The 13,527-nt window shown below is 71.2% G+C and carries 11 protein-coding genes; 4 read left to right on the top strand and 7 right to left on the bottom strand.

The window, feature by feature from the left end:
• Positions 1-71: 71 nt before the first annotated feature.
• Positions 72-1,682, bottom strand: coding sequence for an AMP-binding protein (locus tag EER34_RS14625; protein WP_127476028.1), 1,611 nt, complete (start codon positions 1,680-1,682; stop codon positions 72-74).
• Between the two features lie 162 nt (positions 1,683-1,844).
• Positions 1,845-2,930, bottom strand: a complete 1,086-nt coding sequence (locus EER34_RS14620) for a Glu/Leu/Phe/Val dehydrogenase family protein (RefSeq protein WP_127476026.1) — start codon at positions 2,928-2,930, stop codon at positions 1,845-1,847.
• A gap of 190 nt (positions 2,931-3,120) precedes the next feature.
• Between EER34_RS14620 and EER34_RS14615 the strand changes: the two genes are divergently transcribed.
• Together EER34_RS14615 and EER34_RS14610 are read left to right on the top strand one after the other, a co-directional pair.
• Positions 3,121-3,927, top strand: coding sequence for a methyltransferase domain-containing protein (locus EER34_RS14615; RefSeq protein WP_127476024.1), 807 nt, complete (start codon positions 3,121-3,123; stop codon positions 3,925-3,927).
• A gap of 9 nt (positions 3,928-3,936) precedes the next feature.
• On the top strand, positions 3,937-4,419 hold the full coding sequence (locus tag EER34_RS14610) for a YbaK/EbsC family protein (protein WP_127476022.1): 483 nt from the start codon (positions 3,937-3,939) through the stop codon (positions 4,417-4,419).
• Positions 4,420-4,428: 9 nt separating this feature from the next.
• On the opposite strand, the gene EER34_RS14605 is transcribed toward EER34_RS14610, so the two are convergent.
• The 4 genes from EER34_RS14605 to EER34_RS14590 are packed head-to-tail and all read right to left on the bottom strand — an operon-like array spanning position 4,429 to position 9,756.
• Positions 4,429-6,390, bottom strand: coding sequence for a glycogen debranching N-terminal domain-containing protein (locus tag EER34_RS14605; protein ID WP_127476020.1), 1,962 nt, complete (start codon positions 6,388-6,390; stop codon positions 4,429-4,431).
• Entirely contained in the window at positions 6,387-7,298 is a 912-nt protein-coding gene (locus EER34_RS14600; protein WP_127476018.1) for a carbohydrate ABC transporter permease, read from the bottom strand. The genes EER34_RS14605 and EER34_RS14600 overlap by 4 nt, the downstream gene beginning before the upstream one ends.
• The gene (locus EER34_RS14595; protein WP_127476016.1) at positions 7,295-8,482 is read right to left on the bottom strand and encodes a carbohydrate ABC transporter permease; all 1,188 of its coding nucleotides are present in this window, start codon (positions 8,480-8,482) and stop codon (positions 7,295-7,297) included. The genes EER34_RS14600 and EER34_RS14595 overlap by 4 nt, the downstream gene beginning before the upstream one ends.
• A gap of 5 nt (positions 8,483-8,487) precedes the next feature.
• A complete protein-coding gene (locus EER34_RS14590) occupies positions 8,488-9,756 on the bottom strand; it encodes a sugar ABC transporter substrate-binding protein (protein ID WP_127476014.1) in 1,269 nt (422 codons plus the stop codon).
• 199 nt (positions 9,757-9,955) lie between these two features.
• On the opposite strand from EER34_RS14590, the gene EER34_RS14585 reads away from it, so the two are divergent.
• Positions 9,956-10,966 carry a LacI family DNA-binding transcriptional regulator gene (locus tag EER34_RS14585; RefSeq protein ID WP_127476012.1) on the top strand — a complete coding sequence of 337 codons (1,011 nt, stop codon included), beginning with the start codon at positions 9,956-9,958 and terminating at the stop codon, positions 10,964-10,966.
• A gap of 35 nt (positions 10,967-11,001) precedes the next feature.
• Here the strand turns inward: EER34_RS14585 and EER34_RS14580 are convergent, their stop codons facing one another.
• Positions 11,002-11,745, bottom strand: coding sequence for an IclR family transcriptional regulator (locus EER34_RS14580; protein WP_240642427.1), 744 nt, complete (start codon positions 11,743-11,745; stop codon positions 11,002-11,004).
• A 193-nt stretch (positions 11,746-11,938) separates the two neighbouring features.
• Here EER34_RS14580 and hutH point away from each other — a divergent pair, with 193 nt between their 5' ends.
• A complete protein-coding gene (hutH, locus tag EER34_RS14575) occupies positions 11,939-13,492 on the top strand; it encodes a histidine ammonia-lyase (protein ID WP_127476008.1) in 1,554 nt (517 codons plus the stop codon).
• Positions 13,493-13,527 lie beyond the last annotated feature (35 nt).

Genomic DNA, 13,527 nt, shown 5'->3' with positions numbered 1-13,527 from the left:
CGCAGGGTCGAGACATCCGCTCGCGCCGTTCGTCGTCGGGAAGCGGGGTCCCGACTTCAGGTCATGCGAGGTCAGACCGGTGCGACCTCGCGCGCCCGGAGGTCCTTGCGGAGGATCTTGCCGGCGCTCGACTTCGGGATCGCGTCGATGAACTCGACGCGACGCACCTTCTTGTGCGGGGCGACGTGCTCGGCGACGAAGGCCATGACCTCGTCCTCGGTGAGACCGGAGTCGGGAGCGGCGACGATGAACGCCTTGGGGATCTCCTGCCTGTCGTCGTCGAGCACGCCGATGACCGCGGCATCCATCACCTTCGGATGGCCGAGGAGCAGCGCCTCGAGCTCCGCCGGCGCGATCTGGTAGCCCTTGTACTTGATGAGCTCCTTCACGCGGTCGACGATCGAGAAGTAGCCGCCCTCGTGGTAGACCGCGACGTCGCCGGTGTGCAGGAACCCGTCGGCGTCGAGGGTCTCGGCAGTCGCTTCGGGCTTGCCGAGATAGCCGAGCATGACGTTCGGTCCCTTCACCCACAGCTCACCGGGCAGCGTCACGCCCTCGGCGCCCACCTCTGCGATCTCCTCGCCCGTCGCGGTGTCGATGAGCTTCGCCTCCTGATTGGGCAGCAGCACGCCGACCGAGCTCACCGGGATGTCGTCGCGCTCGAACGGCATCGCGTGCGAGACCGGACTGAGCTCGCTCATGCCGTAGCCCTGCATCATGCGGGCGTTGATCCGCCGACCCGCCAGCTCGGCGGTGTCGCCGTCGAGCGGCGCGGCCCCGGAGAAGACGGTGTGGACGCTCGATATGTCGAACTGGTCGACGATCGGATGCTTCGCCAGCGCGACCGCGATCGGCGGAGCGATGTACAGGTACGTGCACTGATGCTGCTGGATGTTCGTGAGGAACTCGACGAGGTCGAACTTCGGCATCGTGACGAGGCTCGCGCCCTGGCGCAGCGCCAGATTGAGCAGCACGGTCATGCCGTAGATGTGGAAGAAGGGCAGCACCGCGAGCACCCGATCCGTGTCGCGCAGATCGATGTTGGTGCGGCACTGCTGCACGTTCGCGACCAGGTTGCGATGCGACAGCATGACTCCCTTGGGGATGCCGGTCGTGCCCGACGAATAGGGCAGCACGGCGACATGCGTCGACGGATCGAACGACACCTGCGGCGCCGGCGCCTGCTCGGTCAGCAGCTCGCGCAGGTTCGGATGCCCGGCGGCTCCGTCGAGCACGATGACGCGCTCATGCGGGATGCCGACCGCCTCCGCGGCGGCCGCCGCCTGGGGGAGGAGCGGACGGACGGTGATGAGCCAGGTGGCCCCGGCATCCCGCAGCTGCTTCTCGATCTCGCCCGCGGTATAGAGCGAGTTGATGGTCGTCACGGTGGCACCCGCGCGAAGGATCCCGTGGAACACCGTGGCGAACGCCGGCACGTTCGGGCACAGCAGTCCGAGCACGGTCTGCTCGCCCTCGCCGGCCCCCGGACCGACTCCGCGAGCCGCGAGCGCACCCGCGAACGCGTCGATCTGAGCGCGGAGCACGCCATAGGTGGTCTCGGTCCCCGTCGCCGGATCGATGAGCGCGACCTTGCCCAGATCGTCGCCCTCGAGGCTGCCGAACAGGTAGTCGTAGATGCTCAGGTCGGGGATGTCGACGTCGGGGTACGCACTGGTGAACAACGGATCTCCTTCGATCGGGCGGCGCGACGCTGCGCCACTCTCATCCTGCCATCCGAACGGTCGGTATGGAACGGGATTCCGAAGGATGTGGGACCAAGTCCCACCGTGACTGCCACGACCGACGTCCCGGGGCGCCCTGTCAGGAGGGCGCCCCGGAACGGGTCAGCGGGCCAGGGCGTGCCGGTTCGCGCCGGCGGCGAGTCGCTCGGCGGCGAGACCCTCGGCGGCCTCGAGCGGAGTGACGCCGCGTCCCTCGGCCTCGTCGAACACCCGGCGCACGGTGTCGCCGATCTCGGCGACGCGCGCCATCACCTCGGCGCGCGTGCCGATCTTCTTCGCCTCGAGGTCGAGGTAGATCACGCCGCCCGCATTCACGACGAAGTCGGGCGCGTACAGGATGCCGCGTCCCGCCAGTCGGTCGGCGCCGCTCCGCGCGGCGAGAGGGTTGTTCGCGGGACCGCACACGGCCTTCGCGTCGAGCGCGTCGATCACGTCGTCGGTGAGGAGGCCGCCGATGCCGGCCGGGACGAACACGTCGGCGGGAACGAGGTGCTCCTCGCCGGGAAGGCTCCAGTCGGCGCCGAGCTCGAGGGCGAGGTCGCGCTTGGCGGGGTTGACGTCCGTCACGGTGAGGATGGCACCCTCGGCGGCCATGCGCACGGCGAGGCGGCTGCCCACCTGGCCGAGGCCGGAGACGGTGATGCGGCGACCCTGCAGGTCGGCCGACCCGGTCACGCGCTCGAGCGTGGCCCGCAGCGACTCGTACACGCCGAGACTCGTCGGGCCGGCGGGTTCGCCCGAGCCGCCGACGGCATCGGGGAGACCCACGACGTGCTCGGTGCGCTCGCTCACCACGAGCATGTCGTCGGTGGTCGAGCCGACGTCTTCGGCGGTGCGGTACAGGCCCTGCAGCGACTCGACGGCGTCACCGAGGTCGAGGAAGGCGGCGCGGCGACGCTCGGCGTCGAGGACGGTGCCCTGGGGCAGGGCGATGACGGACTTTCCGCCACCGGCGTCGAGCCCGGCCGCCGCGTTCTTCAGCGTCATCGCCGCCGACAGGCGCAGGGCGTCGCCGAGGGCGTCGCTCCAGTGCGGGTAGGTCCACAGGCGTGCGCCGCCGAGAGCGGAGCCGAGAACGGAGGAGTGCAGCGCGACGGTGATGAACAGTCCGCTTCGCCGTCCGGTGATCACCTCCACCCGCTCGTGCGAGAAGTCGGGCAGGGGCAGAGTGGGCATGGCGTGCGTCATCGCGTTCTTCCTTCGGCGGGCCTTGTGGGCAGTGCGCTGCGGACGCCGCGGCTTTGCGGCATCCACTTCTATTGGAACACCGTCTGGCGAAGTGTTCAACCGCCACGCGCGACGTGGCGCAGAATGCGACGTCATCGCGAGCCGTCGTCACATTCCTGCGCCAGAGTGCTCAGCGAGGTACTGTCGGCGCATGCCCGACCCGTACACCCACGGTCACCACGAGAGCGTCCTCCGAGCGCACCGGTGGCGCACCGCCGAGAACTCGGCGGCGTACCTCCTGCCGCACCTGAGGCCGGGTCTGTCCGTCCTCGATGTCGGCAGCGGCCCCGGTACGATCACCGCCGACCTCGCGACGCTCGTCGCTCCCGGCAGAGTCGTGGGCGCGGATGCCTCGGCCGACGTCGTCGACCAGGCCGCTGCCGATCACCGAGCGCCGAACCTCTCGTTCGCCGTCGCGGACGCATACGCGCTCGAGTACGCCGACGGCGAGTTCGACGTCGTGCACGCCCATCAGCTGCTGCAGCACCTCGCGCGTCCGGTCGACGCGCTGCGCGAGTTCGGACGCGTCGCCGGACCGGACGGAATCGTCGCCGCCCGCGACGTCGACTACGAGGGCACCATCTGGTTCCCCCGGCTCCCGGGCCTCGACGAGTGGCACCGCCTCTACCTGGCGACGCACCGGAGCGTGTCGGGTGAGCCCGCCGCCGGGCGACGCCTGAAGTCCTGGGCGATGGCGGCGGGGCTCCCCGACATCCGCTCCACCGCGACCCTGTGGCTGTTCGAGTCGCCCGCGGACCGGGCCTGGTGGGGCGGGGCGTGGGCCGACCGGGCGCTGCACTCCTCGTTCGCCGAATCGGCCCGCGCTGCCGGCGCCGACGACGGACTCCTCCAGCGGATCTCGGACGGCTGGCGGGAGTGGGCTGCCGCCGACGACGGCTGGCTGCTCATGCCGCACGCCGAGATCCTCGCGCACGGTCGGGTCGCCGACCCCTCGTAGGCTGGTCGGGTGACCGCGCCGAACGACCTCCCCGCCCGCAGCGTCCTCGTCCACGACTCCCTTCGCGCAGCCGGGATCTCCGGCGAGATCGTCGTGCTGCCGGATGCCGCTTCCACCGCCGCGCTCGCCGCGGCAGCGCTCGGCATCGAGGTGGGCGCCATCGCGAACAGCCTCGTGTTCTGGTCCGACGACGAGCCGCTCCTCGTCATGACGAGCGGGGCGCATCGGGTCGACACCGCGGCGCTGGCCGAGCGTCTCGGGCGCGAGAGCATCCGCCGCGCGACCCCCGAGCAGGTGCGGCAGGCGACCGGCCAGGCCATCGGCGGCGTAGCCCCGACGGGGCATCCCGCACCCCTCACGACCGTGGTCGACGAGGACCTCGCCGACTACGACGAGGTCTGGGCGGCCGGCGGCACGCCGCACACCGTCTTCCCGCTGACGTACGACGAGCTCGTCCGGCTGACCGGCGGGACCGTCGCGAAGGTCGACTGACCCGAAGCGTCAGCTGTCTCGGAGGATCTCGAGGCACACGACCGCCGCCGCGGCCGACCACGCCTGCGGTCGACAGGCGGCCGGGTACGGGGTCGGCACCGACGACTCCGTCGCAGGATCGCCCGCGTGCAGCTCGGGCACGCGATAGTCGAAGCCCTCGGCCGCGGCGAGGAGACCGCCCGCGACGGCGCGCGCCGCGTCGTGGAGCCCCGCCTGCCGCATCCCGCGCGCGATGATCGCGGTGTCGTGCACCCAGACGCTGCCGCCGTGGTAGGACAGCGGCCAGTATCCGTCCGCTCCGGTCGACATGGTCCGGATGCCGTACCCCGACGACATCGATCCCGCCAGCAGCAGCTCGGCGATCGCTCGCTCCTCCCCGGCGTCGAGGATGCCCGTGCCGAGGAGGTGGCCGATGTTGCTCGTGAGCGTGTCCACCGGCCGCTTCTCGCGGTCGAGGGCGATCGCGGGATAGCGCCCTTCGGGCGTCTCCACCCAGTACGCCTCGCGGAACCGCGCCCGCAGTGACGCGGCCCACTCCCGCAGCGCGCGCGGATCCAGAGCGTCGCCGTCGCCGACCCCGTCCTCGCGGACCCCGTCCTCGTCGCCGCCGAAGCGCTCCAGGAGCTCGGCGCCGGCCAGTGCCGCCTCGTACGCGTAGCCCTGCACCTCGCACAGCGCGATCGGACCTTCGGCCAGACGCCCGTCGCGCCACTGGATCGAGTCGCCCGAGTCCTTCCAGCCCTGGTTCGCGAGACCCCGCCCGCTGCGGTCGATGTAGTCGAGGAACCCGTCGCCGTCGCTGTCGCCGGACTCGACGATCCAGCGCAGGGCGCCCCGCAGGGCGGGGATCAGCGCGCGCACCTCGGACTCCGGCATCCCGGCACGCCAGGCGTCGGCCAGCAGGCACACCCACAGCGGTGTCGAGTCGACGCTGCCGTAATATCGCGGCGGCAGCACGACTCCTTCGCCCGGGATCTCGAGCGCCGACGACCGCAGCTCGTGAAGGATCTTCCCGGGCTCCTGCGCCGTCGCCGGGTCGTCGTCGACGCCCTGCACGGCCGCGAGAACGCGCAGAGTGGATGCCGCGACCCCCGCGTCGAGCGGGAGGACCAGACGCGCTGCCCACAGGGAGTCGCGTCCGAAGAGCGTGAAGAACCAGGGCGCGCCGGCGGCGAAGAACGCGTCGCCCTCGCCCTCGTCGCGATCCGAGGGGAGGGTCAGACGGAGGGCGTCGAGGTCGCCGAGGGCGACGTCGAGCCAGCGGTCGAGGCGCGGATGCGCGGTCTCGCCCGGGCGCGCGCCCACCCCGGTCCACGACGACGGCGCACCGTGGACAACGAGAGTCGGATCGTGGAGGTCGATCGTGAACGACGCCGACACCGTGCCTCCGGGTGCGACCGCGACCGGCCACGTCGCGGTGAGCGCGCCGTCGACCGTGCCGACGGCGGCGCCCGGCGCGGCCAGGACGAACGACTGATCGCCCGACCGGACGATGGCTGCGGCATCCGTCGTCTCGATGGCGAGGGGAGCGGATGCCGCGATCCCGGCCTTCACATCGTGGAGCGAGGCGAACTCCGGCTCGATCCGCAGCGTCAGCACCGTCTCGAGGCGAACGGGCAGGCGGGACGCGATCGTCCAGGTCTCGGTCATCCGGCCGTCGGCGACGCGCCGATCTCGCAGCAGACGCACCTTCGGATCGGGTGACGGGTCGTCGAGCCCGCGCAGCAGCCCGCCGAACACGACCCGGGAGGGGCCGTGCGGCGCGGTCGAGATCCACTCGACCTCGGAGTCCCGGCACTGCGCCGAGAGAGCGCGGACGTGCCGCACGTCGCCGTGATAGACGCCGTCGATGGGCTGCCCGCCGATCCCGCCGTCGGGACCCGACCAGACCTGGGTCGGCGCGCGCAGGACGACGATGGCGTCGTCGAACAGTGGTTGGAGGGGCTGGACCCTCTCATCGGCGGCGGTCATCCTTTGACGGCTCCTTCGGCGGTGTTCATGATGTGGCGCTGGAAGACGAAGAACATCACGGCGACCGGGATCGTCATGATGGCCGCCGCAGCGAGCTTGATCGGATACTGCGATCCCTGGCTGAGCTGACCCGAGGCGAGCGACGCCACGCCCTTGGTCAGAGTCGTCAGCTCGGGCGACTGGGTCGAGACGATGAAATGGCTCAGCTCGTTCCACGATCCCTGGAAAGACAGGATCACGATCGTGATGAGAGCGGGTCGCGCCATCGGCAGGACGACCGACCAGAACAGGCGGAACGCTCCTGCCCCGTCGATCCGCGCCTGCTCCTCGACAGACACGGGGATCGACTCGAAGAAGTTCTTCATGATGAACACGCCGGCCGCATCGACGAGGAGCGGGATGATCATGCCCGCATACGAGTCGTACATGCCGAGCTGATTGATCACGAGGAACTTCGGGATGAGCAGGACGACCGCGGGCACAGCCATCACGGCGACCACGGCTGCGAAGACGAGCCCGCGGCCACGGAACTGCAGGCGGGCGAGCGCGTAGCCCGCGAGCGAGACGAAGAACACGCGGCCGAGCGTCACGCAGATCGTCACGATCGTCGAGTTGGCGAACCACACCGGGTAGTCGCTGCGGCCGAACAGCCGTTCGTACGCGGCGAAAGTGAACGTCTGCGGGATCAGCGAGATCGGATCGGAGGCCGCCTCGGCCTCCGTCTTGAACGACGTCGCGACCTGCACCAGGAAGGGATAGATGTAGATCACCGCGAGGACGATGAGGAGGGCGTACAGCAGGATCTGCCACACGATCCGGCGCGAGAGGAGTCGCTGACGTGTGGGGGTCGGAGTGCGCGGCGCCTCCTGGTTGAGGAGCAGCGTCTCGGACAGCGTCGTGCCGGTCATCGCTCGTCCTCCTTCGTGGGGTCGGTCGTGGTGGGTTCGGGAACGGAGGGAACCCGTGCCGACGCGGCGACCGCGGGCGAGGCCGTCGACGGCCGCGAAGGCTGCTGGTACTGGCGGGCGCGACGCTTCGACACGGGGCGCTCGCGCAGCACCCACCTCTGGAACGCCGTGAACGCGACGATGATCGCGAAGAGGATGAACGCGATCGCGGCGCCCTGACCCCAGTCCTGCCCGAGGAAGGCGGACGTGTACGACAGGTACGCGGGTGTCATCGTGGTCTTGCCGGGGCCGCCCTGCGTGCCGGTGTAGATCTGGTCGTAGACCTGCCAGCACCCGATCAGGCCGAGCGTGATGACGGTGAACAGCGTCGGTCGCAGCTGGGGGAGGGTGACCCGCCAGAAGCGCTGCCAGCCGTTGGCCCCGTCCATCATCGCGGCCTCCTGGATCTCGCTGCCGATGTTCTGCAGGGCGGCGATGAAGAGGAGCATGAAGGTGCCGCTCGTCGTGAACACCGCCATCAGGATGAGCGCCGTCATCGCGACCGACGGCCCTGCCAGCCAGTCCCACCAGGACAGGCCGAGGAAGTCGTTCTCGGTGAGGACGGGCGGTCCCTGCGTGACGCCGACCGCGGCCAGCCCGTTGTGGACGATTCCGCTCGGGTCCGCCCACCAGTTCGGTCCGCTGATCCCGATCCAGGAGAGTGCTTCGTTCACGACGCCGTTCGCCGAGAACAGGAACAGCCACAGCACAGTGATGGCGACCGTGCTGGTGACCGACGGGAAGTAGAACGCCGTCCGGAAGAAGCCGCGGCCGCGCAGGATCGCACGGTTCACCAGCACCGCGAGGAACAGCGCGAGCGCCGTCTGAAGGGGCACGACGAGCAGCACGTACCACCCGTTGTTGCGCAGTGCCGTGCCGAAGTCCCGCGTGGGGAGACCGCCGTCGGTGGTGATGGCCGCGTAGTTCTCGAGGCCGACGAAGCTGACACCGCTCGAGAAGGGGCTGCCACGACCGGACCAGTCGGAGAAGCTCACCCAGAGCGCCATGACCACCGGGATGAGGAGGAAGACGCCGAGGATGATGAGGACAGGGCCCGTGAAGAGCCAGCCGGCGAGCGCCTCGCCGCGCCGGAGGCCCTTTCGGGCCTTTCCGGCGCGGCGGGGTGCGACTGCGGTCGCGGTCATCCGGATCAGCCCACGACGGCCTCGACGTTGGCCTGGACCGTGTCGAGGATCTGCTGCGGGTCGCCCGACTTCAGGCTTTCCAGCTGCGCATTGAAGTCGGTGATCACGGCGGCGATGCCGTCATTGGTCGGCACGCCGACCGCGTAGTCGGCGCCCGCGAGGAACGCAGTGAGCTCGGGGTTGTCGGCGCTCCACTGGTCGGCAGCCGACTGGATCGACGGCATCGGGCCGAAGGCCTCCGAGAACGCGAGCTGCGACTCGGTGCTCGTCAGGTACTCGACGAGCTCGAGGGCGGCCTGCTGGTTGGGGCTGTCGGCGGCCATGCCCCAGCAGTTCGTGAACTGCATGGTGCCCGGGCCGACCGGACCGGCGGGGAGTTCGGCGACGACGTAGTCCACGTCGGGGTAGTCGTTCATCATTGCCCCGGTGATCCAGTTGCCCTCGATCGTCATCGCGGCCTTCTGCGAGCCGAACGCCTCGCCACCCCATCCCGTGCCGATGTCGGTGGCGTAGGCGAAGCTTCCCGCTTCGAGGTGGTCCTTGACGTACGTGAGCGCCTCGACGTTCTCCGGGCTGTTCGCCACGGCCTCGGTCCCGTCGTCGCTGACGAGCGTGCCGCCGGCCTGCGCCATGAACGCCCCCACTCGCTGGTACTCGGCGCCGAAGGCGAGTCCGACGACGCCGTCCTTGGTGAGCGTCTGCGCCACGGTGTCGAGCTCCTCCCACGTGGTCGGGATGTCGTCGTCGGTCAGGCCTGCGGCATCCCACATCCCCTTGTTGATGACGAGCGCGAGCGTCGAGAAGTCCTTCGGCGCGCAGTAGAACTGGTCGTCCACGGTGAAGTTCTGCACGAGCGAGGGGTAGAAGTCGTCGGCGTTGGCGAGCATGTCGCCGTACGCGACGAGCGACCCGTTGCCGGCGTAGCCGGCCAGCGCCTCGGTCGCCAGGTAGAACAGGTCCGGCGGCGAGCCGGCGGCGAAGCCCTGCGAGAGCTGCTGCGGAAGGTCGCTGGCGACCTGCACGCTCGCCTCGACGCCGGATTCCTCCGACCATGCGGCGACGGCGGACTCGACGGCGTCGGTCTCTGCGTCGCCGGAGGAGCCGATGAGGATCGTGAGGGCGTCGTCGGAAGACGTGAGCTCGGTCGCGTCTCCCTCGCCGGAGCTTCCCGCACCTCCGCCGTCGTCGAAGCCGGAGCCGCAGGCGGTGAGCGCGAGGGCGCCCGTGATCAGGAGGGCTGCGCCGACGAGTGCGCGTGTCTTCTGCCGTGTCATGAGTCTCTTCTCCTTCGATGAGCTGTGACGGGTCACTCTTGACCCAGGGGTTGATCGTCACCCGCCGGGGAGCAAGTTTGAACGATCAAAGTTTCGTGCTGGAAGACACGTTAGGAAGTTCGTCACCGTTCTGTCAAGAGGCTCGACGCGCGCATAGGATGGCGATTCGAACGATCAATTCCATGGGGAGGACTCCGCGATGGCCAAAGCGCCCACCGTCGAGGACGTCGCCCTCGCCGCCGGCGTCTCGCGCCAGACCGTCTCCAACGTGATCAACACGCCGGGGATCGTCAAGGAGGCGACCCGCGAGCGCGTGGAGCGTGCGATCGCCGAACTCGGCTATCGCCCCCACATGGCGGCACGACGTTTGCGGACGCGCCGCAGCTCGACCATCGGCATCCATCTCGACCCCTACGCGGGCGGGATCTCGGGCGTCGTGCTCGACCGGTTCGTGCACGCGCTCACCGAACGGGCCGGTGACCGGGGGATGAGGATCCAGCTCTACGCCGCGCGGACCCCCGATGAGGAGATCGTGCGCATGGGCGAACTCACCGATGGCGGCGAGGTCGACGCCGTCGTCATCACAGGCACGTTCCACGGCGATCCCCGCACCCGCTGGCTTGCGGATCGCGGCGTGCCGTTCGTCGCGTTCGGGCGGCCGTGGGGCGACGACGACGTGGAATCGCCCGCCCACCTCTGGGTCGACGTCGATGGCGCCGCGGGCACCCGGGCCGCGACCGAGCACATCCTCGCCGTGGCGGGCCCGCGCGTCGCGTTCCTCGGCTGGCCGAGCGGATCCGGGACCGGCGACGACCGGGAACGCGGCTGGCGCGAGGCGATGGCCGCCGCCGGCGCGACCGGAGAGCGCGTCGCCTGCGAGGAGAGCGTCGGGCTGGCGCGCACGACGGCGGGCGATCTGCTCGCGCGCACGAGGGACCTCGACGGGATCGTGTGCGCGAGCGACTCGCTCGCCATCGGCGCGCATCTCGCCGCCGCCGCGGCGGGTCGTGCGGACCTCCCCGTCGTCGGCTTCGACAACACCCCGGCCGCCGAGGCGATCGGGCTCAGCAGCGTCGAGCAGCTGCCCGAGCAGGTCGCGGCCGGCGTGCTCGAGCTGCTCATGGGGCCGTCGGGAAGCGTCGTCGATCCCCGCCTCCTCGCCGCCGGCGAGGCCCACGTGCTGGTCGTGCCCCGACTCGTGGTCCGCTGAGAACACGACCGGATCGACGCCGGCGCACCTTCGGGTCAGACGCGCCCGATCCGCCGCTCGAGCTCGGACGCAGCCTCGGAGATGAGCGTTCCGAGCGTCGCCGCGTCACGCTCCGCGTCGACGGGCCAGGTGATCGCGATGGCCGCGGCCGGCCAGCCCGCATGGTCGCGCACCGCGACGCCGACCGAACGCAGACCGAGCGTCACCTCGCCGTCCTCGATCGCGTACCCGCGCTCCCTCACCTCCCGCAGGACATCGCGCAGCTCGCCCGGGCGCGCCGGACCCCGGCCGGTGCGGTCGGCGAAGGCCGAGGCATCCGGAAACAGCGCCCGAACCTGCTCGCGGGGGAGCGCCGCGAGCATGGCCCGACCCGTCGCGGTCAAGTGCGCGGGCAGCCGCACGCCCACGTCGGTGACGAGGGCCGGACGCCGGGGTGCCCGTTCCTCGACGATGTAGAGCACGTCGCGTCCGGTCATCACGGCGAGGTGCGCGCTCTCGCCCGCCCGGTCGGCGAGCGCGGCGACGAGGGGGCGACCGAGTCGGGCGAGGGGCTGCTGCCGGGAGTAGCCGCCGGCGAGCTCGAACGCTGCCGTGCCGAGTCCCCACCGACGCTCGGCGGGGAGGTGGATGACGAATCCGTGCGCCTCGAGCGCCGCCAGCAGGTGGTAGACGCTGGATCGGGGGATGCCGAGGGTCGTCGCGACGGTGCTGGCCGCGACCGGTCCGCGCTGGCGCGCGAGGAACGACAGGATCCGCAGGGTCTGATCGGCGGCGGGCACCTGCGGGCGAGAGCTCGAAGCCAGATCGTCGGGCGGCGGGCGAGAGCCGGTTGCGGGGGCGTGCGTGGCCGCGGTCCCCGCAGGCAGGAACGAGCGCGCGTCGCCTGCGGACGGAGTCTCTGTGTCTGGCATGACAGACACAGGATCCCACCACGACCTGTCGCGCGCCACCCCCGCGGTGTGGAATCGACGCATGACCACCGTCACCGACCTCCGCCCCGACGTCGTCACGGTCGGCGCGGCACCCCTGCGCCCCGAAGACGTCGTCGCCGTCGCACGCCACGGTGCGGCCGTCGAGATCGCCGCAGAGGCCCTCGCCCGCGTCGCCGCGACCCGCGCGCTCGTCGAGGGGCTCGCCGACGACCCCGACCCGCACTACGGCATCTCGACCGGCTTCGGCGCGCTCGCGACGACGTTCATCGCCCCCGAGCGTCGCCTGCAGCTGCAGGCCAGCCTCATCCGCTCGCACGCGGCGGGCACCGGCCCGGAGGTCGAGCGCGAGGTCGTCCGCGCCCTGCAGCTCCTCCGCCTGCAGACCCTCGCCACCGGCCACACCGGCGTCCGCCCCCTCGTCGTCGAGACCTACGCGGGCATGCTCAACGCCGGCATCACCCCGATCGTGCGCGAGTACGGCTCGCTCGGGTGCTCCGGCGACCTCGCCCCGCTGTCGCATGTCGCGCTCGCCGCGATGGGCGAAGGACCGGTGCGCGACGCCTCGGGCGAGCAGGTCGACGCGACGGACGCGCTGGCCGCGGCATCCCTCTCTCCGCTCGTCCTGCGCGAGAAGGAGGGCCTCGCGCTCATCAACGGCACCGACGGCATGCTCGGGATGCTGCTCCTCGCGCTGCACGACCTGTCGGTGCTGCTCGACACGGCCGACATCGCCGCCGCCATGTCGGTGGAGTCGCAGCTCGGCACCGATGCGGTCTTCGCCGCCGACCTGCAGGCGCTGCGCCCCCAGGTGGGCCAGTCCGTCTCTGCGGCGAATCTGCGCGCCGTGCTCGCGGGCTCGCCCATCGTCGCCTCGCACAAGGATCCCGCCGTGTGCACGCGCGTGCAGGACGCGTACTCGCTCCGGTGCTCGCCTCAGGTGCACGGCGCGGCGCGCGACACCGTCGACCACGCGCGCACGATCGCCTCGCGCGAGCTGGCCGCCGCGGTCGACAACCCGGTCATCACCGACGACGGCCGGGTCGAGTCCAACGGCAACTTCCACGGCGCCCCGGTGGCCTACGTGCTGGACTTCCTCGCGATCGCCGTCGCCGACATCGCCTCGATCTCGGAGCGCCGCACCGACCGGGCCCTCGATCCTGCCCGCAGCCACGGGCTGCCGCCCTTCCTCGCGCACGAGGTCGGCGTCGACTCCGGCCTGATGATCGCGCAGTACGCGGCGGCCGGGATCGTCTCCGAGCTCAAGCGGCTCGCGGTGCCGGCATCCGTCGACTCGATCCCCTCGAGCGCGATGCAGGAGGACCACGTCTCGATGGGGTGGGCCGCCGCCCGCAAGCTCCGCCGCGGCATCGACGGACTCGCCCGGGTGCTCGCGATCGAGGTGCTCACCGCCGCGCGGGCGCTCGACCTGCGCGCCCCGCTGCAGCCCGGACCCGCGACCGGCGCCGTGCGCGACCTCGTCCGCACCGTCGCCGACGGACCCGGACCCGACCGGTTCCTCTCGCCCGACATGGAGGCCGTGACCGCCCTCGTGGCGTCCGGCGCCGTGACCGCCGCCGCCCTCCCCGCCGCCTGACCCCGCGCTCCCCGCGCTCCGCGCTCCCCGCGCTC

The sequence above is a fragment of the Microbacterium sulfonylureivorans genome, assembly GCF_003999995.1.
GTDB classification, from domain to species: Bacteria; Actinomycetota; Actinomycetes; order Actinomycetales; family Microbacteriaceae; genus Microbacterium; species Microbacterium sulfonylureivorans.
The sequence above is the reverse complement of the archived record's forward strand: the minus strand, read 5'-3'. Positions and strand labels throughout refer to the sequence as shown.